Origin of the sequence: Streptomyces sp. NBC_01264 (assembly GCF_026340675.1) — a bacterium.
Classification (GTDB): Bacteria; Actinomycetota; Actinomycetes; order Streptomycetales; family Streptomycetaceae; genus Streptomyces.
The window spans coordinates 384121-407833 of sequence record NZ_JAPEOX010000001.1 but is presented as its reverse complement, the minus strand read 5'-3'; the positions used below and the strand labels follow the sequence as shown (position 1 = coordinate 407833).

Below are 23713 nucleotides of genomic sequence, written 5' to 3'. Positions count from 1 at the left end.
GCCACGCCACGCCCCACCGGGCGCGCAGGAGAGCAAGGGGTCCGTCATGCCCTCAGCCGCACCATCGCCGGACCTCGGTGAACCGCTCGACCCGCTCCCCAAGGAGTTCGCCGCCTTGATGAGGCCCGAGGTTCCGGGCCTCATCAAGGAGATCCGCGTCGAGGTGGAGCGCGCCTATCCGGTGTACGCCCGCCTCCTCAACGGCCCCAACGCGGACGCCATCCGCCAGGGCGTCGAACAGGCGCTGGCCACGTTCGTGGACCGTGTCGCGGACCCCGACACGAGCTCGGTCCTGCGCGACGAGCTGCTGCGCAAGTTCGGCCGGGTCGAGGCGTACGAGGGCCGCGACCTCGACACCCTCCAGGGGGCCTACCGGCTCGGCGCGCGCATCGCACTGCGCCGGGCCAAGACCCTCGGCCGCCGGTACAAGCTGTCGCCCTCCCTGATCCTCGCCTTCGCCGACGCGCTCTTCGCGTACGTCGACGAGCTGGAGGCGATCGCGCGCGAAGGGTACGCGGAGGTCCAGGCCCGTGCGGCCTCCGAGGTGTCGGCGTTACGGAGGCAACTGCTCCACCTCATCCTCGTCGGGTCCCCCCTGCCGCAGGCGACCATCGCCGAGCTGTGCGAGCAGGCGTCCTGGGAACTCCCGGACCAGTGCACGCTGGTGGCCTTACGGGCCCCGGCGCCCGACCGCATACGGACGTGCCTCGACCGGGACGTCCTCGCCGACCTCGGGATGCCCCAGCCACACCTGCTGATCCCCGGACCGCTCACCCCCGAGCGGCGGGCGATGCTCGAATCCGCCCTGGCGGGCGCGCCGGCCGTCATAGGCCTGACCGTGCCTCCGCCGCAGGCCGCCGACTCCATCCGGTGGGCCAGGAGAGTACTGCAGCTCATCGACGACGGGATCGTGCCCGACCAGCCGCTCGTGCACTGCGAAGACCACCTGACCACACTGTGGCTCCTGTCCGACCCCGCGCTCGTCACCCGCATCGCGGCCCGCGAACTGGCCCCGCTCAGCGGCCTCACGGGCTCCAGGCGCGGGCGCCTGGTCGAGACGCTGCGCGTCCACATCTCCACGCGGGGCCCCGCCGATCAGGTGGCCGAGCTGCTCGGAGTCCACGCGCAGACGGTCCGCTACCGCCTGCGCAACCTGGACGCACACCTGGGCGACCGCATCACGGACCCGGAACACCGCTTCACGCTCGAGGCGGCCCTGCGCTCACTCCACCTCCAGGGCAACGACTACGCGGAATGACCCGAACGCCCGCCCGCGTGCGCCCGGAACCCGGCCGCCTGGTCCGCGCGCCAACCGGGTGTCCTGCTGGTCCGGAGGCGAAGGCGCCGCAGGCGGTGGTGCGGTGCCGGTTTCCGGGTCGCCGGCCGGGCCGATGCGGATCTCGAAGTCGCCGCCGTACTCCTCGTGGCCCGCGGCGACCGCGACGGCGACGGCTTCCTCGCCCTGTTCCCCCTGGATGATGAGCGGGTCCTGACGCAGGTCCCGTACGAGTGCCACGCACATCCCGATCATGACCAGGGTGAACGGCGCCGCCACGAGGATCGTCAGGTTCTGCAGTCCGGCGAGCGCGTCGCCCTTGCCGTTGCCGATGAGCAGCATCACGGCCGCGACGGCGCCGGTGACCACGCCCCAGAAGACGACCACCGGCTTGGCCGGTTCCAGGACGCCCTTCTGCGAGAGCGTGCCCATCACGATGGAGGCGGCGTCGGCGCCCGAGACGAAGAAGATGGCCACGAGGACCATGACCAGCAGGCTCATCGCGGTGGCGAGGGGGAACTGCTGGAGCAGCCCGAAGAGCTGTCCCTCGGGGGTGCTCTCCTTGCCGAGGCCGCCGCTCTCCCGGAGCTTCATGGCAGTGCCGCCGAAGACGGCGAACCACAGCAGGCTGACCGTGCTCGGTACGAGGATGACGCCGCCGATGAACTGCCGATGGTGCGTCCACGGCTGATCCGGGCGATGAACATGCCGACGAACGGGGTCCAGGAGATCCACCAGGCCCAGTAGAAGACCGTCCAGCTGCCCAGCCATTCGGCGACCTCACCGGCGCCGGTCGCCTCGGTGCGGCCGATGAGCTGGGGCAGGTCGCCGAGGTAGGCGCCGAGGGAGGTGGGCAGGAGGTCGAGCACGATGATGGTCGGCCCGGCGATGAACACGAACACGACGAGCAGCAGGGCCAGCACCATGTTGATGTTCGACAGCCACTGGATGCCTCGCTCCACGCCGGAGACCGCGGAGGCGACGAGGGCGACGGTCAGGACGGCGATGACGGCGACGAGGAGCGCGGTGCTGACCGATTCCATCCAGCCCAGCTCACGGAAGCCGCTGCCGATCTGGAGGGCCCCGAGGCCCAGCGAGGCCGCGGAGCCGAAGAGTGTGGCGAAGATCGCCACGATGTCGATGACGCGGCCGATGCCGCCGTGCGCGTGCCGGGCGCCGATGAGCGGCTCGAACACCGCGCTGATCGTCTGGCGGCGGTCGCGGCGGAACGTGATGTAGGCGATGGCGAGGCCGACGACCGCGTAGATCGCCCACGGGTGGAGCGTCCAGTGGAACAGAGTGGTGGCCCAGCCACCGTTGTGGATGAGCCCTTCGAGCAGGCTGCTCGACACGCTCTCCAGCGAGTCCGTCGCCACTGCGCCCCACAGGACGAAGGCGAGCGTGAGGCGCGGTGACCCCGAAGACCACCCTGTCCGTGCGGGAACGTTGATCGGAAGCCAACGAAGCCCCCTTCGCCGAGAGATGGGAACCGCATGTCGTGATGAAACGTCATGTTGTTCCCATTCAAGCCGATATCGGGCCGCCAGGCCCCAGGCCCGTCCGTCAGCCGGCGGGGACCGGGTCGGTCTCCGGGGCGGCGGCCGGGGGTTCGACGAGCTGCTCGCGCAGGTACTTCCACACCACCGCGAGCAGCGCCGCGACGGGAACCGCCAGCAGGCTGCCGACCACTCCGGCCAGACTGCCTCCCAGGGTCACCGCCAGCAGGATCACCGCCGCGTGGAGTCCGAGACCGCGACTCTGGATCATCGGCTGGAAGACGTTGCCCTCCAGCTGCTGCACCACGACGATGATCACCAGCACGATCAGCGCGTCCGTCAGACCGTTGGAGACCAGCGCGATCAGCACCGCGACCAGGCCGGCGAACAGGGCACCCACGATCGGAACGAACGCGGAGACGAAGGTCAGCACCGCCAGCGGCAACACCAGGGGAACGCCGACGATCCACAGCCCCAGCCCGATGAAGACGGCGTCGAGCAGACCGACGAACGCCTGGGAGCGCACGAACGATCCGAGGGTCTCCCAGCCGCGCTCGGCGACCACGGGGACGTCTGTGGCGAGCCGACCGGGGAGCTGCCGGGTGAGCCACGGCAGGAACCGCGGGCCGTCCTTGAGGAAGAAGAACATCAGGAAGAGTGCCAGGACGGCGGTGATCAGACCGCTGAAGACGGTGCTCACGCCGGTGACGACCGTGGACACCGTGGCGCCGACGCTGTGCTGGACCCGGTCGACCGCAGTGTCGAACGCCGCCGTGATCTGGGCATCGCCGATGTTCAGCGGCGGGCCGGCAGCCCACCCGCGCAGCTGCTGGATCCCCTTGACCACTCCGTCACCCAGCTCGCCGGCCTGCGACGCCACCGGCACCGCGATCAGCGCCACGACACCTGCGGCCACCACGAGGAACAGTACGGTCACCAGCGACGCGGCCACGGCGGGAGGCCACCCGCGCCGCCGCAGGAAGGCGACCAGGGGCCACGTGAGCGTGGTGAGCAACAGGGCCACGACCAGTGGCCAGACCACCGACCACATCCGGCCCAGGAGCCACAACATCGCGGCAGCCATCACGAAGACCAGCAGCAACTCGGCGGAAACCCGCGCGGACGCCCGTAGCGCGGACGCCGTCCTTCTCGAACTCAGCGTGTCAGACATGGGCTCACCCTATGGAACCCCCGCATGCCGAGGCCCCGGTGGCCGGGCATGGAGCGGGGAATGCAGGGTATTCGCGGGGCATGACAGCTGGCGGAGCGGTACGCGAGGGTGTGGAGACCGCTTCGAGCGGCGGCAAGGCGCGGGGCGTACTGGCCCGGTGCGGCCTGGTGACGCGCGGGCTGCTGTACGTGCTCATCGGCGTACTCGCGGTGCGCGTCGCCTTCGGTGTGAGCGGCGGCGGGCAGGCGGACCGGACGGGCGCACTGCAGGAGCTCGCGGAGAAGCCCTTCGGCGGCGTCCTCGTATGGGCCGTCGGCATAGGTCTGGTCTGCATGACGCTGTGGCGGCTCTCGGAGGCGGCACTGGGTGCGGCCGGCCCCGACGGGGACAAGCCCGGCAAGCGACTGGCCTCTTTGGCCCGGGCCGTGTTCTACGGGGTCGTCGCGTTCTCCGTACTCTCCTTCGCCGCCGGAACCGGTGGCGAAGGCCGGTCCGGCGACGAGCAGTCGCGCGATGTGACGGCCCGGGTGCTCGATGTGCCGGGCGGGCCGTGGTGGGTCGGGACAGCGGGCGTGGCGATCGCCATCGGCGGGGTCGTGATCGCGGTACAGGCGGCGCGGCGCACCTTCCGCAAGCACCTGGCGATGGGGCGACAGCCCGAGCAGGTCCGCACCACGGTCGAGATCCTCGGGGTCGCGGGCGGTCTGGCGCGCGGCACCGTCTTCGCCGCGGCCGGAGCCTTCGCCGTGCACGCGGCCATGAGCTACGACCCGGCGAAGGCGAAGGGGATGGACGGCACCCTCCGCACGTTCACCCAGACCCCTGCGGGCCCGTGGCTCCTCGTGGTGGTCGCCGCCGGGCTCGTGCTGTTCGGGGTGTTCTCCTGGGCCATGGCCTGCTGGCGCAAGGTCTGACCATGCGGGCGGGGCGCACGGACGGCCGGACCGTCAGGGTGTCTCGATGAAGCGCAGAGCCGGCTCCGGAGCGGTCATCCAGCGGGTGACCTGGGAAGAGTCGCTGTCGTACACATAGGTTGTGCCGGGGAAGTCGATCGTGATCGGCTCGCCCTTCTTGCTCACGTGCCCGGTGTCCTGGAGCTGGACGGTGATCGTCCTCTCCATCTCCGGCTGGAGCGCGTCCATGGGGCCGCCATGGAACAGGGCGGCGTACAGCTGCTCACCCGGCGCGACGGTCTCGTACGGCGTCCCGGGTATCGGGGCACCGTCCTTGATCTCGGTGGCCAGGCGCTGCCAGGCGGCGATCTGGACGAGGGGGTAGCGGTAGACCCTGCACGGCTTCTCGCTGGTGTTGGTGCTGTCGACTCCCGATGCCTCCCACATGGTGCGGGTCCCGGACGCCTGTCACCACCCAGGGGCGGGACCGGCACGCTTCGGCTTTGCCCGGAGTGGTCCCGGGCCCGCGCGCCCGGCGATACCGTGGTCGGACTTGCCCGTTCGGCCCATGGAGCCCTCGATGAGCGAACAGCCGGCCCCCGCCGACACCGCCACCCGGCAGCCACTCGCGCCCGCGGCCGCCGACGCGGTGCGCGCTTACGCGGCCAGGACCCGCGCCCAGGCCGACCAGTTCGCCGCGGTCCTGGAGGACGTCGCCACCAACGGTCTTCCCGACCCGGAGCGGTGCACGCCCTGGGAGGAGCTGCGCGAGGCCCACCTGGCCCGTCTCGCCGCCCAGCGCCCGGCCGTCGCCTGATGCCGGGACACGGCCGCCGCCGGGCCCGGATCGCCTTCTCCGACGCCGCCGCCAAGCAGCTGGAGAGCATCACCCGAGAGGCGGAGATCCACGCCCTGGACCGTGCCCTGGTCGTCATTTCCGTCGACCCGGGCATCGGCGAACCGATCCCCGGCGACACCACCGGCCCCCAGCTTCGCCAGTACACCGACGAGGTCGAAGCCGTCCGCGTCCTGTACTTCGTCACCGCACTGCGCACCGTGGTGGTCGTGGCATACATCGAGGTCTGATCCCGCGAACCCGACAGGTCCGGAGCCGTGGCTTCGCAGTGGCCGGGGGAGTGGGCCCGCGCGGAGTCCGGCCAGGCCTTCGCGCACCGCGATCCCGCGCGACCTCGGGAAGGTGTTGCAGCCGGGCTGAAAAGCCCCCGCCGCGCGGCGAATTGGGCCGCCAGGCCGCGCGCGGGGAGCGCGCCCCGGCTCCCTCCCGGCCGGCCGTGCGGTGTCTGGGGGAGGCTTTCATACCCCGCTGACCTCGGCTTATCGTTGGCCCAGACTATTGCGGAGCGTGATCACTTCGGCGATGATCCCGCCGTGACCATCTTTCTCGCCGTCGCACTCGTCGTGCTTCTCGTCGTCCTCCTCCGCTCCACCGTCCTCGGCGGCGCCGACCGCTGGATCGAAAAGAACTTCGAGGCGTCCTCCTACGGTCTTCCGCCCCGCGAGGCGCTCGACAGCGAGCGCCCCGGCCCTCGGGCCCCGGAGCACCGCGCGCGGGAGCGACAGGCCGTCGCCGATGCCGCGTGGCAGGGCGACTGGAAGCCCGCCGCCCGGTACGTCCGGGAGGCGGGTGACGACTGGGACGCCCGCTGGGACCGGCTGGAACTGCTGCAGCACGTCGCCGGGACGGACAGCGCCTGGCTCGACACCTGGCGCGCCGCCGAGCCGGGCAGCTGTGACGCGGCCACCCTGCACGCGAGCCTCACGGTCCACCGGGCCTGGGCGATCCGGGGCAGTGGCTTCGTCAACGAGGTCCAGGCCTCGGACATGCAGCGCTTCCGCGCCATGCTCCCGGCCGCGATCGAGGAGGCCCGCCAGGCCGCCCTGCTCGACCCCGCCGACCCGGGGCCCTGGGTCGTCATGGTCACCGCGGCACGCGGAGCCCAGTACGGCCACGCACAGTTCAAGCCCCTCTGGGAGGGGCTCGTCGCCCGTGCGCCCCACCACTACGAGGGGCATTGGCAGGCCCTCCAGTACTGGTGCGCCAAGTGGTTCGGCAGCAACCGGCGGATGATGCGGTTCGCGCGCCAGGCGGTCCGCAAGGCCCCGGCCGGCAGCCCGCTCGCCGGGATCTACCTGCACGCGCTGAGCGAACTCTCCGCCCGGTCCTCCGCCGTCTCGGTGCCGGTCACCCCCGTGACGAGGGGCCTGCTGAAGCGGACCGCCGCTTCCTTCGAGCAGGTGGCGCCCGACGACGAGCGACTGCCGCTCCTGCGTCATCTGTTGGCGCACTACATGCTCCAGTCGATGATGTACGGCCCTGCCCTGGAGCAGTTCCGCCTGATCGGGCCGTGGTGCGGAGCCGAACCCTGGCGCAAGGCGGGGAACCCGGTCATGGCCTTCGAAACGGCCCGTGGCAGGGCCGTGAAGCTGTCCAGGGCGCGGCCCACCTCGACGGTTCAGGGTCACGGGATGGCGCGTTAGGCCCGGCAGGGTGCGGGATCTTCGCAGAAACAAACGTGCGACTCTCGGGCGCGCGTGGTCATCACCTGTCTCACGGAAGGCGCTCCTCGCCTTCCCACGAGGACATGGCAAGGCAAGGGGTGGGGAGATGGCGGTGCTCCGTCAGTGGGGGCTCGCACTGGGGAAGTGGGGCGGCAGGCCTCCCGCGCGGGTCCAGGAGGACTCCGGCGATCCGGACGTGCGACGGGTGCGCGAGGCCGCCGCGGCCCGCGACTGGACCGGCGTGCGCGAGGTGCTCGAAGCGCGTCCCGAGAGCGAGGACCGGACCGAACTGCTCTGGGCGGCCGGCGACACGGCGGGTGTGGAGCGGTGGATCGTCCCGGTCCTCGAAGCAGACCCCGACGCGTCGCTGGCCAGGCTCGTGGCGGGCGTCCGCCACATCAGCTGGGGCTGGGAGGCACGGACCGGCGCCAGGGCGTCGAACGTCTCGCGCGAGCAGTTCGAGGTGTTCCACACGCGACTGCGGAGCGCCGAGGAGTGGCTCTACGAGGCGGCCGAACGCGAACCGCTGTGGACCTCCCCCTGGTACGGCCTCCAGCTCACCGGCCGCGGTCTAGAGGTCGGGGCGACCGTCGCGCGCCGCCGCTTCGAGGCGGCCGTGCGCCGCGATCCGCACCACCTGGGAGCGCACCAGCAGCAGTTGCAGCAGGTCTGCGAGAAGTGGGGAGGCTCGCACGAGGAGGCGCACGCCTTCGCCCGGGACTCCGCGTTCGGCGCCCCCGCCGGCACACAACTGGGCCAGCTCGTCGCCATCGCGCACATCGAACAGTGGCTCTCCCTCGACTCCGGTCCGGACGACGCGTACATGCGCCGACCGGACGTCGCCGCGTCCCTGCACGAGGCGGCCGACCACTCGTTCCGGCACCCGGACTTCGTGCGTCGCGCCGGGGCGGCCCAACTGCTGAACACCTTCGCCATGGCGTTCTCCCTCGCGGGGGACCGCGCGGCGGCACGGGAATGCTTCGAGGCGACCCGGGGCCGCGTCACCGAGTTCCCCTGGTACTACGTCAACGGCTCCGACCCCGCCGCGGCCTACCGCAAGCAGCGGGCTTCGACCGGTCGCTGACTCCGCCGGCCGCCGACCCCGGCGGCCGCCGACCCGCCACGGGCCACCGTGAGCAGCGGTCGCCGCGGTCGCCTCCGGACCGGAGCCCGGTCCGGCCGCCGCGCTCCCGGCCCGCGGCAGCGCAGCGCACGGCCTGTCGGTGGACCGCCCCCTGGGGGCTCCACCCGCCCGGGCCGCTCCGGCACGGCGCTCCCGGTGCGCCGTAGCCCGCACACGCCTCCCTCCGCCTCCGTCCGCGCCGCCCACGGCGTCGGGCGGACCCACCGAAAGAGCCCGCAAGGTGCCCGAATCCGAGACCTCCCACACCTTCCAGGTCGACCTGCGCGGCCTGGTCGACCTGCTCTCCCACCACCTCTACTCCAGCCCCCGCGTCTACCTGCGCGAGCTGCTGCAGAACGCCGTGGACGCCATCACCGCACGCCAGGCCCTGGAACCCGGGTCACCCGCCACCATCACGGTGCGCACCGGCGCGACCCTCACCGTCACGGACACCGGCATCGGCCTGACCGAAGCCGACGTCCACCGGTTCCTCGCGACCATCGGCCGCAGCTCCAAGCGGACCCTGGACGGCGCCGGGCTCGACGCCGCCCGCGGGGACTTCATCGGCCAGTTCGGCATCGGCTTGCTCGCCTGCTTCGTGGTCGCCGACGAGATCACCGTGCTCAGCCGCTCGGCGGCCGACCCCGCGGCGCCCGCCGTCGAATGGACCGGCCACTCCGACGGCCGCTACACCATCCGCACCCTGCCCGCCTCGGCCGTGCCGGAACCGGGCACCACCGTGCGCCTCACCCCGCGCGCCGACAACGCCGAGTGGACCAGTCCGCGGAAGGTCGCCGAACTGGCCCGGCACTACGGCGGCCTCCTGCGGCACGAAGTCACCGTCGAGGGCCCGCGCGGCGAGACCGACCAGGTCAACGAGACACCCCCCTGGGAGCAGACCCACCGCTCCCCGCTGGCCCGCCGCGAAGCCATGACCGCGTACTGCCGGACCCTGTTCGGCTTCACGCCCCTCGACACCATCGAGCTCGACCTGCCGGCCGCCGGGCTGCGCGGCGTCGCGTACGTCCTGCCCACGGCCATGAGCCCGGCCCAGCGGGCCGGCCACCGCGTCCACCTCAAGGGCATGCTGCTCACGGACCAGGCGCCCGAACTCCTCCCGGAATGGGCGTTCTTCGTCCGCTGTGTCGTCGACACCACGAGCCTGCGCCCGACCGCCTCGCGGGAGGCCCTGTACGAGGACGGCACCCTGTCCGCCGTACGGGACGCCCTGGGCGACCGGATCCGCGACTGGCTCACCGGCCTCGCCGCCAGCGACCCCTCCCTCCTGCACCGCTTCATCGAAACGCACCACCTCGCGGTGAAGGCACTGGCCCGCTACGACGACGAGCTGCTGCGCATCGTGCTGCCGTGGCTGCCGTTCGAAACCACCGACGGCAACGTCACGCTGGAGGAGTTCGCGCGGACCCACCCGGCACTCCTGATCACGCGCAGCGTCGAGGAGTTCCGCCAGGTCGCGCCCATCGCCGCGGCCGCCGGCCTCGGCGTCGTCAACGGCGGCTACACGTACGACCGGGACCTCGTGCTCCGGCTCCCGGAGATCCGGCCGGGGACGTCCGTCACAGACCTGGACCCGGCCACGGTCACCGCCCATCTCGACGACGTCGACCGGTCCGCCGAACTGCGCGCGGCGGCGTTCCTCGCGATCGCCCGGGAAACCGTCGCCGTTCACGACTGCGACGTCGTCCTGCGCGACTTCCAGCCGGTCACGGCCTCCGCCCTGTTCCTCGACAACCGCGAGGCCCGGCACGAGCGGACCAGGTCGAGCCTGGCCGCGGACAGCGACGGCGTGTGGGCCGACATCCTCGGGTCCCTGCGCAGCGAGACCCCGCGGGCCCAGCTCGTCCTGAACCACCTGAACCCGTTGGTGCGCCAGGCCATCACGATCGCCGAGCGCGGTCTCGCCGTCACGACGGCCGAAGCCCTCTACGGTCAGGCGCTGCTGCTCAGCCGCCGCCCGCTCCGGGCCAGTGAGAGCGCCCTGCTGAACCGGGCCTTCATCGGCCTGCTCACCCACGCCATGCACCACAGCGGTACCACCGCACCCGGCTCCGAGCCCCGGAAGGAACTGTAGATGCTGGACACTCCCGAGGCCGTGGTCGAGGCGCTCCGCGAGAACCATGACCGCCCGCACGGCCTGCACCGCACCGTCACCGCCGAGGAGATCGTCGACGCGGCCGAGCTCCTCGACGAGCCCGGCACCCTCGTCACGGCCCTGCTGGAGCTGATGAGCTCGTACGAGTTCACCGGCGAGCACCGCAAGTCACCCGTCGTCTTCGCCCGGCTGCTCAAGCTGTTGGACACCGTCCCCGACACCTTCAGCCCGTGGGAGTCCCATCAGGTCTTCTGGCGCTTCAAGTGGGTGGCCACCTCCCTGCTGCAGGTACCGGACGTACCGCTGGCCGCGGTCAACGGCTGGATCGACACGATGCGCGACCGCTACACGGCCGCCGGCCACGGCATGCAGCCGGTCGCGGCGATGCGCTACCACGTCGCGCACCACACCGGCACGGGCCGCGCCGACGCCTACGACCTCTGGGCCACCCGCACACGTACCGACCTGAGCGACTGCGAGGCCTGCGAGATCCGGCACCTCGCCGAGTACCAGGTGGCGTCGGGCGATGACGCGAGGGCCCTGGAGACCTGGGGTCCCGTCCTCGGCGGCGACACGGGCTGCACCGAGGAACCGCAGCTGAGCCGGGCGCGCGCGCTCCTGCCGCTGCTGCGCGCGGGCCGGGCCGACGAGGCACGTTCCCACCACCTCAGCGGCTACCGCCAGGTCCGGGGGAACACCGGAACCCAGGACGCCGTGGGCCTCCACCTGGAGTTCTGCGCGCTCTCCCGCAACGAGGGCCGGGGACTGGAGATCCTCGCCGAGAACCGCCCGCTGTTCGAAGCCACCGGCGCGCCCCTGGCGCACCTCGAGTTCCTCACCGGAGCCGGGGTGCTGCTCACCCGCCTCGTCGAGGACGGACACGCCGGCACCGTCGTCGCGGGGCCGCCCGGACGCGACTGGACGGCCGGCACGCTCCTGGCCCACACCCGCACCGAAGCCGACCGCCTCGCGGCCGCGTTCGACGCGCGCAACGCCACCGGCACCGTCGGGGACCGGCGGCGCACCCGTCTCGCGCAGCGCCCGCTCCTCGACGAACCGCTGCCGCTCGGCCTGCGCACGAAGGCCACGCGCCCCGCCGCGTCCGCGCCGGCGCCCGCTGCCGGGGCGCAGGCCCTCGCCGTGACGCCCACCGCCGGAGCGGACCTCTCCCAGGACCTGGCCACCCTGGTCCGTGAAGCACGCCGGCTGGCCGCCGCCGGACACCCCGGGGAGAACCGGCTCTGGGACCGCATCGAAGAACGCCTGGCCGACGGCGGCGTCGCCCACGACGAGGAGCTCGGCCCGCAGGACCTCCTGGCGGCGGAGCTCGCCGACCAGCGTGCCTACAGGCTCACCCGGGAGGACCGCGACGAGGAGAGCGCCACCGAGCTGAAGCGGGCAGCCGCGCTGTACGAGGGCCTGGGGATGCCCTGGCACGCCGTCAACGCGCGCTCCCGTGCACTGGCCTGGCCGACCGCCCCCGAGGACGCCGACCGCGAAGCGAACCGCGCGGCCCTCGACGCGGTCCTGGCCGAGGCGGAGCGCCTGCGGACCAGTGCGCCCCTGACGGCGGAGACCGAGCCGGAGTACCTCGCCCTACGGTACGCCGCCGCCTTCGCCGCCTACCAGGACGCGCTGCGGGACCTTCCGGAGACCGAGGGGACCGCGGCGGAGCGGTTCCAGGAGCGGGCCCGTACGCTGCGCGCCGAGGCGGAGCGGCTCTCCGCGCCGCACCACGTGGCCAACGCCCTGCAGCTCACCGCGGACCTGGCCGGCCGGGGAGGGGACACGGAAGCCGCCGAGGAACTGCTGCGCGCGGCCCTGGACGCCGTGGACGCCTCGGCGCGGCCCTGGCGCGGTTCACGCCCCCGGGCCCTGCTCGCGCAGTTCCTCCTCGCCAAGGGCGAACCGGAGGAAGCGGCGGAGCTCCTGCACCGGGCACTCGCCGACGCGGCCCGGTACGACGACACGGACTTCGCACAGGCCCCCGTGTACTCCCTGCTGGGGCACGCGGCCTCGCACACCGGGGACCTGGTCGCCGCCGTACGGCATCTCTCCGAGGCCGCCGCGCTGTTCGACCAGGACGGGGAGCCCGTCGAAGCCATCGGCGTACGCCTCCAGCTCGCGGACGTGCTGGGGCGGGGTGGCCGGCCGGAGGACGCGGTCGCCGTCCTGGAATCCCTGCTGGCGGACGATGCCCAGTCCCCGGACAACGAACGCGCCTTCGCTCAGGCCCGCCTGTCCCTGGCCCGCGGGCTGCGGGATCTCGGCGAGTACCTGCCCGCGGCGGAGGAGTTCCTGCGCCTGGCCGACACCGTCGCCGCGTGGGAGGACGACCGGCTGGTCCAGACGCTGGTGGCGGCGGAGGCTGCCGTCACACTGGCCGTGGCCGACCGGTGGGAGGCCGCGCACACCGCCTACGAGCGGGCGGTCGCCGCGCACGCGGAGGGGCCGAATCCGTCGCTGATCGTCAGCATGATGTGCCAGTTCGCACGCCTCACGGTCCAGGCGCAGGAGGCCGAAGGCCTGGAGGCGGCGCTGGCGCACCTCGCGCGGGCGGACGCCGTACGCGCCGCGGTACCGCAGGACGCCGAGGACTTCACCCACTGGTACGAGCGCGGCGCCGTGCACTACCGCCGGGCCTGTGTGCTGGCGGAGACCGAGCGTTTCGAGGAGGCCCTGCCCGAGGCGGAGGCCGCCATCGCGGCCCACGAGGAGGGCGGAGAGGAAGGCGAGGTGCCGCGCGCCGAAGCGGTCCGTATGGCCGCCCTGATCGGCGCAAGGGCCTCGGCTTCGTCCAGCAGGCGACGGCCCGGCTCACCACCGCCGCTGCCCGCTGCCGCGACGCCGGTCACCCGGAGGCCGCCGAGATCTTGGAAGCCCTCCGCCAGGACTACCTGCGCCGCCGTACCTGACGACGAACCTCTTCAGGGGTCGGGCCCGTCCCGGTCACGGCCCCCGCGGGCCGGCCGGGACGGCGTGTTGGGGCGTTCAGGTTCGGCGTCGGGCGCTGTTGAACATGACGCGGAGCATGAGGACCAGGCTGAGGACGAGGAGGTTGTATCCGAGGACTTCGTAGAGGCGGAGGGTGTCGGACACGGCGGGTCCGCCGGTGCTGGCCAGGAGGAGCGCGGACATGATGCCCGTGGTGGCGGCGAGGACGGTCGTCAGGGCCTGTTGGAGGAGGCGGCCGACGGCCTGCTCGTCGTCCTTGTGGGAGAACAGCCGGACGTTGAGGGTGAGCTTCCCCCTCTCCATGTCCGCGGTGATGCGGTCGGCTCGCCGGGGGATGCGCCGTAGGACGGGTAGCAGCGCGGTGAACTCGTCGGACAGGGTCTGACGGAGGCTGTCGGGGCGGAGCCGCTCGCCGATCTCCTCTGCCGCGAAGGCGCGGGACTCGTTGACGATGTCGAAGCCGGGGGCGAGGTGGGCGAGGGTCCCTTCGAGGGTGGCCAGGGCGCGGAAGACGGCGGCGACTTCGCCCGGGACGGCGACGCCGTGGGCGGTGACGATGCGGAAGAGGTCGGTGAACATTTCGACGTCGGGGGTGAGGCCGGGGCCGAGGTGGCGGGCCATGAAGCGCCCGAGGGACCGTTCCAGTGCCTCGCCGTCGATGGTGTCGGAGCGGTCCATGACGTCGAGGAAGGCGTCGCGGAGGGCTGCGGGGTCGCGTTGGTCGATGGCGAGCAGGAGGCGTTGGAGGGAGCCCTGGAGCTGGGTGTCGAGGCGGCCGACGGAGCCGAAGTCGATGAGGGCCAGGCTGTTGTCGGGCATCAGCATGATGTTGCCGGGGTGCGGGTCGGCGTGAAAGACGCCGTCGACCATGACCTGCCGCAGCAGAGCGGTCAGCAGGGTCCGGGCCAGGGCATCGCCATCGACTTCACGGTCGGTGAGAGCGCTGCGGGCACGGCCCGGGGAGATGCCGTCGAGGTGTTCGAGGACGAGGACGCGGGCGGTGGAGAGCTCGCCGTGCACCTCGGGCAGGGTCAGCAGGGCCTGGTCGCCGGCGGCGGCCCCGGACCGCGTTCAGGTTGCGGGCCTCGATCCGGAAGTCGAGTTCCTCGGTGAGGGCCTCGGCGAAGCCGTCCGCGAGGGCGGTGGAGTTGATGGCCCCTGGCCCAGGCGTAGTGGCGGTCAAGGCTGCGGGCAACGCGTCGGACGATGTCGAGGTCCTGTTCGACCTTGCGGACGATGCCGGGGCGCTGGATCTTGACGACGACGCGGCGGCCGTCGGGCAGCGTGGCGCAGTGGACCTGGGCGACCGCTGCCGTCCACCAGGACCCCGCCGTCCCACACGCCGGCCGCCGCGACACGGTACTGGCCCTCGTCCTGATGGCGCTGGCCGCCGGGTTCGCCGTACTCGACCACGAGGGAAAGCCCCTCGACGCGCTCGGGTGGGTGCTGCTGGTGCTGGGGACGGCGACCGTCGCGTTCCGCCGGACCCACACCATGCCCGCGCTGGTGGCCATGGTGGTGTTCATCGGTGTCTACCACGCCCTGGGCTACAACCACGTGGCCCCCACCCTCAGCTCGATGACCCTGCTGTACACCGTCGCCGTCACCGGCCCGCCCCGACGGGCCCTGATCGCCGGAGCCGTCGTCATCGCCGGGACCGTCGGCGCGAACTGGATCTCGGACGCCGGCGGCGCCCTGGCAACCCTGCGGATCTCCGGCTGGATCGCGGCCGTGTGCATGGCCGGCGTCTACGTCCGCGCCTACCGCCAGCGCGCCGAGCGCGCCGAGCGCACCCAGGAGGAGGTCGCCGCCCGCCGGGTCGCCGAGGAACGCCTGCGCATCGCCCGCGACCTGCACGACCTCCTCGCGCACTCCATCACCCTGATCGGCGTCCAGACCTCGGTGGCCTCACACGTCCTCAACGTGGCCCCCGACCAGCTCGACCGGGCCGCCATCGCCGAGGCCCTCGACAACATCGCCGACACCTGCCGCACCGCACGCGCCGAAGTCCGCACCACCCTCGAGGTCCTCCGCCACGGAGAGAGCGCCCAGCGCGAGGGCCCGCTGCCGGACATCGCCGCCCTGCCCGCACTCGCCCGCCAGGCCGACGCCCGCCTGACCCGGCACACCGAAGGCGCTCGGATCCGTCCGGCCGTCCAGGCGGCCGTCTACCGCATCACACAGGAAGCCCTCACCAACACCTCCCGGCACGGCGGACCCGAAGCCCGCGCGGACATCACCCTCACCTCCCGCGACGGGAGCCTGTACCTGACCATCACCGACAACGGCCGGCCCTCCGCCGGCACCACCGGCTCCCGCTTCGGCCTCATCGGCATGGAAGAGCGCGCCCGCAGCGTCGGCGGCTCCCTGACCGCAGGCCCCCGCTCCGTCGGCGGCTTCGCCGTGCACGCCGTCCTTCCCCTGACCTCACACCCCGCCACCGCACGAGAGGACCGCCCGTGATCCGCGTCATCCTGGCCGACGACCAGCACCTGGTCAGAGGAGCGTTCGCCATGCTCGTCACATCGGCCGCGGACATGGAAGTGGTCGCCGAGGCCGGCACCGGCCAGGAAACGGTCGACGCCGCCCGCACCGTACCCGCCGACCTCATCGTCATGGACATCCGCATGCCCGAGATGGACGGCATCGAAGCCACCCGCCTCATCGCGGCCGACGAACACCTCACCGGCCTGAAGATCCTCGTCCTGACCACCTACGAATCGGACGAGAACATCGTCGAAGCCCTGCGCGCCGGCGCCGCCGGCTTCGTCGTCAAGGACACGCTTCCGGCCGACCTCCTCGCCGCCATGCGAACCGTTTCCGCCGGGGAATCCCTCCTGTCCCCGAGCGCGACCTCCCGCCTCATCGCCCAAGTCCTCAGCACCCCGCCCGCACCGCCGACCGGCCCCGTAACGGAGCTGCTCTCCGGGCGGGAACGCGAAGTCCTCACCCTCATCGGCCGGGGCATGAACAACACCGAGATCGGTGAACGCCTCGACCTCAGCCCCCTCACCGCGAAGAAGCACGTCTCGCGGATCATGGCCAAGCTCCAGGCGCGGGACCGGCCCCAGCTCGTCATCGCCGCCTACGAGTCCGGCCTGGTCACCGCCCGCACCAACCCGCCCGGCCCGGACGGCCCGTAACTCGGCGTGGTGCCAGACGAGGGTGAACGGGGGGACGACGGAGGGCCCGCCGCACAGGCAGTCCTCCACCGAGTCCAGACACCTGCCGTAGTTGGTGCCGGGGCCGAGCAGGGCTTCGCCGAGCGCCAGGAGCAAGCCGCTCCTGTCGGTGACGTGCTGTCCGTCCAAGTGGTACGTCCCGCCGGAGAGGCCCCGCAGCCCGTACGGGCCGACGTGGGTGAGGGCCAGCCACTCGGTCCGGCCCTCGGCGCCGAACCGTGCCCACTGGTCGGGCCGCGTGGGAACACCGTCGGACCAGATTTCCCAGACCGCGCGGGCGGCCAGGGTGGGGCGGTCGTCACCGGGGTCGGTGACGGTGACGTCGATCAGGGCTCCGCCGAGGACGGATGGGCGTGCCTCGACGGTGTCCGGGCCGAGGCGGTACCCGGCCATGGTCCGGCCGTGGTGGTCGAGGCGCCAGAGCGTGATCCGGTCGCCCCCCTTCGGAAGGGGACGGCACAGCAGGGCCAGAAGCGGTGCGGCGGGTTCGCAGCCGATCAGGTGCACGGGCGGGGTGGGTCGCCGGGGGCGCAGGGTGAGCAGGCCGCCAATGGAACGGCAAACGTCCGATAGGTCGTCCCCCGGGATCGAGGGGAACCACAGGTCGAACCGCGGACTCGAAGGAGGCCGCTTGCCGCCCCAGCAGTCGTCCTCCCTGACGCCGGTGCCCACGACGATGTCCACGCGCCCGGGATCGCCCGGCGTGGGCCATTGGGCCAGGACAGTCGTGTCCTCCAGGTCCCAGTAGCGGGCCGGCCCGCCGTTCGAGGGATCCACGGGCTCGATCGAGAGCAGTCCGTCGCCCAGCAGCCGCACCGGTTCGGCGCTGTCCGCCACGGCCCGGACCAGCGGGCTCTCGCGCGCGCAGCCGCGCAGCGTCAGGACCTCTCGCGGCAGCGGAGGCGGGTCCGTGAACAGGCCCTCGACCTCGGCGCACCGCCCCCACAGCACGCCCTCCTCCTCACCGTCGGTGTCCTCCCGCACCAGCAGATACCGGACCGGGAAGTCCCGCTCCCACCCCACGTGTTCCTCGGACCGCACGCTTCTCCATCGTTACCGGACTGTCTTGGCGCGCCAACCCTACGGTTCGCTGACGCCGAAGCCCTCCGAATATCGCGTGCCCGCAATGACGCTCCCCGCCGGCCGGCGGCGGACCGGGCGGAGCGTGAGGCGCTGCCGGAGCGGGCGGGGCGGGCCGGTCACTCCACCCAGGGCTGCCACACCTTCTCGTTGCGCTCCACCCACTTCTTCGCCGCCTGCTGCGGCGACAGCTTCTCCTCGGCGATCATCAGGGACACCTCGTTCTGCTGCTCCTTGCTCCAGCGGAACTTCTTCAGGAATCCGGCCGCCTTTCCGTCCGACTCCGCGAAGCGCGTGTTCAGGTACTTCTGCAGCGGTGTGTCGGGGTAGGCGCAGGCCACCTTCTGCGGATCGTCCGCGCAGCCCTCGGTGTACTCGGGGAGCTTCACCTCGGTCATCGGGACACGCTCGAAGAGCCACTGCGGCTCGTACCAGTACGTCAGGAAGGGCTTGTGCTCCTTGGCGAACTGCTTGATCTGGGTGATCTGGGCCGCCTCGGAGCCGGCGAAGACCACTTCAAAGTCCAGGCCCAGGTTCTTCACCAGTGCCTTGTCGTTCGTGATGTAGGACGGGGAGCCGTCCATCAGCTGGCCCTTCCCGCGGCTCTCGGGGGTGCGCAGCTGGTCGGCGTACTCGTCGAGGTTCTTCCAGTCGGTGACGTCGGGATGGGCCTCGGCGAAGTACGTGGGGACGAACCAGCCGATGTGGCCCGTCACTCCCAGATCCCCGCCGGGGGTGATGGTCCGCTTGTCCTCCACGTACCGCTTCTCCTGCTCGGGGTGGCCCCAGTCCTCCAGGATCGCGTCGACGCGACCCTGGCTGAGGGCGTCCCAGGCGGGGACCTCGTCGACCTGGACCGTGTCCACCCGGTAGCCCAGCTCGTGCTCGAGGAGGTAGGAGGCGACGGCGGTGTTCGCCTGGGCGCCGACCCACGACTGGACGGAGAGGGTGACGGTCTTCGTTCCCTGTGCGGCGGCGTACGGGGAGGACTGGCGGGTCATGTCGGCGGCCCCGCAGCCGGTGAGGACGGCGAGTCCGGTCGCGGCGGCGAGTACGGCCGCGGCGCGCCGGCGGTCGAGGCTGCGGCCCCGGTGGTGTGCGTGGCGCATGTCAGGCCTCCTTGACGGGCTGGGTGATGCGGTCGAGGAGCAGGCCGAGGCAGACGATCGCGGCGCCGGCGACCAGGCCGGTGGCCAGGTCGCCCTGAGCGAGGCCGAGGACGACGTCGTAGCCGAGCGCGCCGCCGCCGACCAGGCCGCCGATGATGACGACGGCGAGGACCAGTACCACGGCCTGATTGACAGCCAGCAGCAACGCGGGCCGGGCCAGAGGCAGTTGGACCTGACGCAGTAGCTGTGAGCGGGTGGCTCCGAGCGAGCGGGCGGATTCCACGACGGTCGCGTCCACCTCCCGCAGGCCCTGGACGGTGATCCGGACGACGGCCGGGAGCGCGTAGACCACGGCGGCCGCGGCGGCCGGTGCGCGACCGACCCCGAACAGCGCGACCACGGGGATGAGGTAGACGAACTGCGGCAGGGTCTGGCACACGTCGAGGACGGGCCGCAGCAGTCGTTCGGCGCGGGCACTGCGGGCGGCTCCGACGGCGATCGCGAAGCCCAGTACGAGCGTGACCGCCACGGCGGCCAGGACCTGGGCGAGCGTGTCCAGGGAGGCTTCCCACACGCCGAGCACGCCGACGGCGCCCAGGGCGAGTACCGCGGTGAGCGCGGTGCGCCAGGTGCCCGCGAGCAGGGCGAGCGCGCAGGCCGCCAGCAGGAGCAGCCACCAGGGAGCGGCCTGGAGCCCGCCGCGCAGCGGGTCGAGGACCCAGCCGGTGAAGCGCGCGGCCCAGTCGGCGGTGCCGCCGACCACGGGTACGCCGGAGTAGAGGTGGTCGGTCATCCAGGCGACGGCCGAGTTCACCGGATCGGCCAGGGACACGGTCCAGGACCCGGGCCACAGGGAGCTGCCGGCGATGCGGCCGGCGACGGCGGCGGCGACCGCCGCGAGGAGGACGAGCAGGCGGCCGGACCAGCCGGAGAACCCCCGGCGGAGCAGGTGCTGTTCGTGGGCGCGCACGGGATCGGCGCCGATCCGGCGGCCCGCGGCGTCGGCGGTGCGGTCCAGCACCACGGCGAGCAGCACGATCGGGATGCCGGCGGTCAGGGCGGCGCCGACGTCCACGGAGGCGAGGGCCTGGTAGACGCGGTCGCCGAGGCCGCCCGCGCCGATCACGGAGGCGATGACGGCCATGGACAGGCCCGTCATGATGGCCTGGTTGACACCGAGCAGGAGCTGCAGGCGCGCGAGCGGGAGCCGGGCGGTCAGCAGGCGTTGGCGTCCGGTGGCGCCGAGCGAGGCCGCGGCCTCCAGGACGCCCGGGTCGGCGTCGCGCAGGCCGAGGGCGGTGAGCCGGGCCATGGGCGGGGCGGCGTAGACGACGGTGGCGAGGACGGCGGCGGGCACGCCGATGCCGAAGACCAGCACCATCGGCAGCAGGTACGCGAAGGCGGGCAGGATCTGCATGGTGTCGAGTACGGGGCGCAGGACGCGGTCGGCGCGCGGGGAGAGCCCCGCGGCGAGGCCCAGCAGGGCGCCGAGTACGACGGAGGCGGCGACGGCGACGACCATCAGCGCGAGGGTCTGCATGGTCGGCACCCACATGCCGAGCAGTCCGCAGGCGGCGAAGGCGGCGGCGCAGGTCAGGGCGAGCCGGATGCCGGCGAGGCGCCAGGCGACCAGGGTGGCCAGGGCGGTGACCCCGGTCCAGCCGGCGGCGAGCAGGAGCACGTACACGACGCGGACGGACACCACGACGGCGTTGCTGACGTGGCCGAAGAAGTAGAGGAACAGCGGGTGGCTGTCGCGGTGGTCGATGATCCAGTCACCGGCGCGGCCGAGCGGGCCGGACAGGTCGACCGCCAGGGCCGCGGGCCAGCTGCCGGCGCCCGGGAAGGCCAGGGCGAGCGGGATCAGCAGGGCGACGGCGAGGCCCATCGGAAGGAGGGCTCCGCGGCGCGCGGCGAGGGCGGCCAGGGGCCCGCGGGGGTGGTCCTGAGGAGCGGACCCGGTGCCGGAAGGACGCGGTCCGGCGGGCCGTTCGGAGGACTGCGGGGCTTCCGAAGGGGCGGCGGTGCGGTTGCCGGGCGGGGTATGGGTCGGGGTCGGGGTCGCGGTCATGCGCACCACCTCCGGGCATCGGGGACGGGGGCCGTGGGGCGGGCCGGGCAGGTCATGCCGCCACCCCCCGTCCGGCGGTGGCCGGGAGCCCGGCCACGACGGCGAGCAGCCCCGCGTCGTCCACGACGCCCAGGCAGCGGCCGCGGTCGACGACGCGGGCCGGGCCACCGCTGCGGGCCACGGCCTGGATGGCCTCGACCACGGTGGTGGCGGGGTGGAGCGCGGGTCCCTGCTCGGCCTCGCCGGCAGTGGCGGGGCGCATCGCGGTGCGGACGGTGAGCACCTGTTCCCGGGGGACGTCGCGGACGAAGTCCCGTACGTACGCGTCGGCCGGCGAGCCCACGATCTCCTCGGGCGTGCCGAGCTGCACGATGCGGCCGTCGCGCATCAGCGCGATCCGGTCGCCCAGGCGCAGGGCCTCGGCGAGGTCGTGGGTGATGAAGACCATGGTGCGGCCCTCTTCGTGGTGGAGCCGGGCGACCTCCTCCTGCATCTCGCGGCGGATGAGGGGGTCGAGTGCGCTGAACGGCTCGTCGAACAGGAGCACTTCGGGGTCGGCGGCGAGGGCGCGGGCGAGACCGACGCGCTGCTGCTGGCCGCCCGAGAGCTGGCCGGGGCGCCGGTCCTCCAGTCCTTCGAGGCCGACCTTGGCGACGAGTTCGCCGGCCTTGCGTCGGCGGTCACCGCGTCCGACGCCCTGGATCTCCAGTCCGTACGCCACGTTGTCGAGGACGGTGCGGTGCGGGAGCAGGCCGAAGTGCTGGAAGACCATGGCCGTGCGGTGGCGGCGCAGGGCGCGCAGCTGGGTGGCGTCCATGGCGAGGACGTCCTCGCCGTCGATGGACAGGCTTCCGGCGGTGGGTTCGATGAGTCGGGTGAGGCAGCGAACGAGGGTGGACTTGCCGGAGCCGGACAGGCCCATCACGACGAAGACCTCGCCCTTGCGGACGTCGAAGGTGACGTCGCGGACGGCCGCGGTGCACCCGGTGCGCTCGCGCAGTTCGGTGGCGGACAGATCGGCGTCGGCGGAGCCGGGGACCTTCGCGGCGGCCTTGTCGGGCCCGAAGACCTTCCAGAGGCCGTCCACGGAGAAGACGGGGGTCTCGGCGGGGGTGGTGGTGTTCATCGGGTACCGCCTTCCCGGGACAGCAGTTCGGCTGCCTTCTCGCCGACCATGAGCACTCCGATCATCGGGTTGACCGCGGGCATCGTCGGGAAGACGGAGGCGTCCGCGATGCGAATGCCTTCGAGCCCGCGGATCTTCAGGTCCGGGCCCACGACGGCCCCGGGGTCGTCGTCGGCGCCCATCCGGCAGGTGCCGGCCGGGTGGTAGACGGTGTGCGCGACGGACCGGGCGTAGGCGCTCAGCTCCTCGTCGCCGGTGATCTCCGGGCCGGGGCAGACCTCTCGCTTGAGCCAGCCGGCCAGGGGCTGGGTCGCGGCGATCTGCCGGGCGAGCTTGATGCCGTCCACCAGGGTCCGGCCGTCGTAGTCGTCCTCGTCCGTGAAGTAGCGGAAGTCCAGGGCTGGTTTCACCTCGGGGTCCGCGCTCGTCAGGTAGAGGCGGCCGCGGCTGCGCGGCTTGGGGATGTTGGGGGTCATCGACACGCCGTGGGCAGGGCGTTCGTAGCCGATGCGCTCGGGGTTGTCGGTGAAGGGGACCTGGTAGAAGTGGAACATCAGGTCGGGCCCCGCGGAGTCGGGATCGCGCCGGACGAACAGCCCCGCGTCGCTGTCCATCGCGGAGTTCTCCGGTATCGGGCCGTCGGTCTCCCAGACGATCACCGACTCGGGGTGGTCGAGCAGGTTCTCCCCGACTCCGGGCAGGTCGTGCACCGGCGGGATGCCGAGGGCTTCCAGGTCCGCGCGCGGGCCGATGCCCGAGTGCAGCAGCAGTCGCGGGGTGTCCACGGCGCCGGCGCACACCAGCACCTCGCGGCGGGCGGTGACCAGGGACTCCGTACCGTCCGAGGCGCGTACGCGGACTCCGCGCGCACGGGTGCCGTCGAGTTCCAGGCGCAGGGCCCAGGTCTCCAGGAGGATCCGGAGGTTGGGGCGTTCGTCCATGACGGGGTGGAGGTAGGCCACCGACGCGGAGGAGCGCTTGTTGTCCTCGGGGTGATAGGCGAGGTCGAAGAAGCCGGCGCCCTCGTGGAAGGGCTTGCGGTTGAAGCCCTCGACGCGCGGGACGCCCAAGGCGCTCTGCGCGGAATCGACGAAGTCGCGCGCGATGGCGTTGCGGTCCTTCTCGGCGACCGGGACGATGTTGTTGAGGAGCCTGTCGAAGTACGGCTCCATGGCGGCCGCGTGCCAGCCCTCGGCCCCCGACCGCGCCCACTCGTCCCAGTCGGACGGGAGCGGCTTGAAGGCGATCAGGGTGTTGTGCGAGGAGCAGCCGCCGAGGACGCGGGCGCGGCTGTGGCGGATGTGCGAATTGCCGCGGGGCTGCTCGGTGGTGGGGTAGTCGTAGTCGAGCTCGCCGCCGAGCAGGCCCATCCAGCGGCGCAGGGTGAGCACCTCGGGGCGGTCGACGTCACTGGGGCCGCCCTCGATGACGGCGACGGTGACATCCGGGTCCTCCGTGAGACGGGAGGCGATCACCGAGCCGGCGGTGCCGCCGCCGACGACGACGTAGTCGTACTCCTGCTCCGTGGGGGAGTGGGCGGGGCTGTGCGCGGGAGTGTGCTTGGGGCTGTGCTTGGGGCTGTGCTTGGGGGTGGTCAT

General features: G+C 72.6%; 17 protein-coding genes and 3 pseudogenes. 10 read left to right on the top strand and 10 right to left on the bottom strand.

Annotated features, from left to right (window positions below; translation table 11 throughout):
- The first annotated feature begins 46 nt into the window (after positions 1–46).
- A complete protein-coding gene (locus tag OG435_RS01845; protein ID WP_266874923.1) occupies positions 47–1258 on the top strand; it encodes a PucR family transcriptional regulator in 1212 nt (403 codons plus the stop codon).
- On the opposite strand, the pseudogene OG435_RS01840 reads toward OG435_RS01845, so the two are convergent.
- Together OG435_RS01840 and OG435_RS01835 are read right to left on the bottom strand one after the other, a co-directional pair.
- Positions 1223–2737: pseudogene (locus OG435_RS01840) on the bottom strand (BCCT family transporter). The gene OG435_RS01845 and the pseudogene OG435_RS01840 overlap by 36 nt on opposite strands.
- Before the next feature lie 102 nt (positions 2738–2839).
- Positions 2840–3943 (bottom strand): AI-2E family transporter, encoded by a 1104-nt coding sequence (locus OG435_RS01835; RefSeq protein WP_266874922.1) that lies wholly within the window; start codon positions 3941–3943, stop codon positions 2840–2842.
- A gap of 80 nt (positions 3944–4023) precedes the next feature.
- Between OG435_RS01835 and OG435_RS01830 the strand changes: the two genes are divergently transcribed.
- Positions 4024–4857, top strand: coding sequence for a DUF1206 domain-containing protein (locus tag OG435_RS01830; RefSeq protein WP_266874921.1), 834 nt, complete (start codon positions 4024–4026; stop codon positions 4855–4857).
- A 33-nt stretch (positions 4858–4890) separates the two neighbouring features.
- Here the strand turns inward: OG435_RS01830 and OG435_RS01825 are convergent, their stop codons facing one another.
- Positions 4891–5283 (bottom strand): DUF4232 domain-containing protein, encoded by a 393-nt coding sequence (locus tag OG435_RS01825; RefSeq protein ID WP_266874920.1) that lies wholly within the window; start codon positions 5281–5283, stop codon positions 4891–4893.
- A gap of 133 nt (positions 5284–5416) precedes the next feature.
- Here OG435_RS01825 and OG435_RS01820 point away from each other — a divergent pair, with 133 nt between their 5' ends.
- From OG435_RS01820 to OG435_RS50665, 6 genes are all read left to right on the top strand, one after another.
- Entirely contained in the window at positions 5417–5653 is a 237-nt protein-coding gene (locus OG435_RS01820; RefSeq protein WP_266874919.1) for a hypothetical protein, read from the top strand.
- Positions 5653–5922 carry a hypothetical protein gene (locus tag OG435_RS01815; RefSeq protein ID WP_266874918.1) on the top strand — a complete coding sequence of 90 codons (270 nt, stop codon included), beginning with the start codon at positions 5653–5655 and terminating at the stop codon, positions 5920–5922. Before OG435_RS01820 ends, OG435_RS01815 begins: the two co-directional genes overlap by 1 nt.
- A 303-nt stretch (positions 5923–6225) precedes the next feature.
- Positions 6226–7335 (top strand): hypothetical protein, encoded by a 1110-nt coding sequence (locus OG435_RS01810; RefSeq protein WP_266874917.1) that lies wholly within the window; start codon positions 6226–6228, stop codon positions 7333–7335.
- Positions 7336–7462: 127 nt separating this feature from the next.
- Positions 7463–8440: a hypothetical protein gene (locus OG435_RS01805; RefSeq protein ID WP_266874916.1), complete on the top strand. Its 978-nt coding sequence runs from the start codon at positions 7463–7465 to the stop codon at positions 8438–8440.
- A gap of 280 nt (positions 8441–8720) precedes the next feature.
- Positions 8721–10571 (top strand): HSP90 family protein, encoded by a 1851-nt coding sequence (locus OG435_RS01800; RefSeq protein WP_266874915.1) that lies wholly within the window; start codon positions 8721–8723, stop codon positions 10569–10571.
- Positions 10572–13892: a hypothetical protein gene (locus OG435_RS50665; protein WP_430625559.1), complete on the top strand. Its 3321-nt coding sequence runs from the start codon at positions 10572–10574 to the stop codon at positions 13890–13892.
- Positions 13893–14258: 366 nt separating this feature from the next.
- Here the strand turns inward: OG435_RS50665 and OG435_RS50660 are convergent.
- Together OG435_RS50660 and OG435_RS50330 are read right to left on the bottom strand one after the other, a co-directional pair.
- A pseudogene (locus tag OG435_RS50660) lies at positions 14259–14576 on the bottom strand (AarF/UbiB family protein); the annotation flags it as partial.
- Between the two features lie 2 nt (positions 14577–14578).
- Positions 14579–14905 (bottom strand): AarF/UbiB family protein, encoded by a 327-nt coding sequence (locus OG435_RS50330; protein WP_353962769.1) that lies wholly within the window; start codon positions 14903–14905, stop codon positions 14579–14581.
- Here OG435_RS50330 and OG435_RS01790 point away from each other — a divergent pair.
- Both OG435_RS01790 and OG435_RS01785 read left to right on the top strand, forming a co-directional pair.
- Positions 14802–16010, top strand: a complete 1209-nt coding sequence (locus tag OG435_RS01790) for a sensor histidine kinase (RefSeq protein WP_266874913.1) — start codon at positions 14802–14804, stop codon at positions 16008–16010. The genes OG435_RS50330 and OG435_RS01790 overlap by 104 nt on opposite strands.
- 50 nt (positions 16011–16060) lie before the next feature.
- A complete protein-coding gene (locus tag OG435_RS01785; RefSeq protein ID WP_430625740.1) occupies positions 16061–16690 on the top strand; it encodes a response regulator in 630 nt (209 codons plus the stop codon).
- Between the two features lie 12 nt (positions 16691–16702).
- Here the strand turns inward: OG435_RS01785 and OG435_RS50325 are convergent.
- The 5 genes and pseudogenes from OG435_RS50325 to OG435_RS01765 all read right to left on the bottom strand — a co-directional run.
- A pseudogene (locus OG435_RS50325) lies at positions 16703–17122 on the bottom strand (barstar family protein); the annotation flags it as partial.
- Positions 17123–17928: 806 nt separating this feature from the next.
- On the bottom strand, positions 17929–18918 hold the full coding sequence (locus tag OG435_RS01780; RefSeq protein ID WP_430625558.1) for an ABC transporter substrate-binding protein: 990 nt from the start codon (positions 18916–18918) through the stop codon (positions 17929–17931).
- Position 18919: 1 nt separating this feature from the next.
- Complete coding sequence (locus OG435_RS01775) at positions 18920–20989, bottom strand: ABC transporter permease subunit (RefSeq protein WP_266874911.1); 2070 nt, start codon at positions 20987–20989, stop codon at positions 18920–18922.
- Positions 20990–21041: 52 nt separating this feature from the next.
- Positions 21042–22115, bottom strand: coding sequence for a quaternary amine ABC transporter ATP-binding protein (locus OG435_RS01770; RefSeq protein ID WP_266874910.1), 1074 nt, complete (start codon positions 22113–22115; stop codon positions 21042–21044).
- Complete coding sequence (locus tag OG435_RS01765) at positions 22112–23713, bottom strand: GMC family oxidoreductase (protein WP_266874909.1); 1602 nt, start codon at positions 23711–23713, stop codon at positions 22112–22114. Before OG435_RS01765 ends, OG435_RS01770 begins: the two co-directional genes overlap by 4 nt.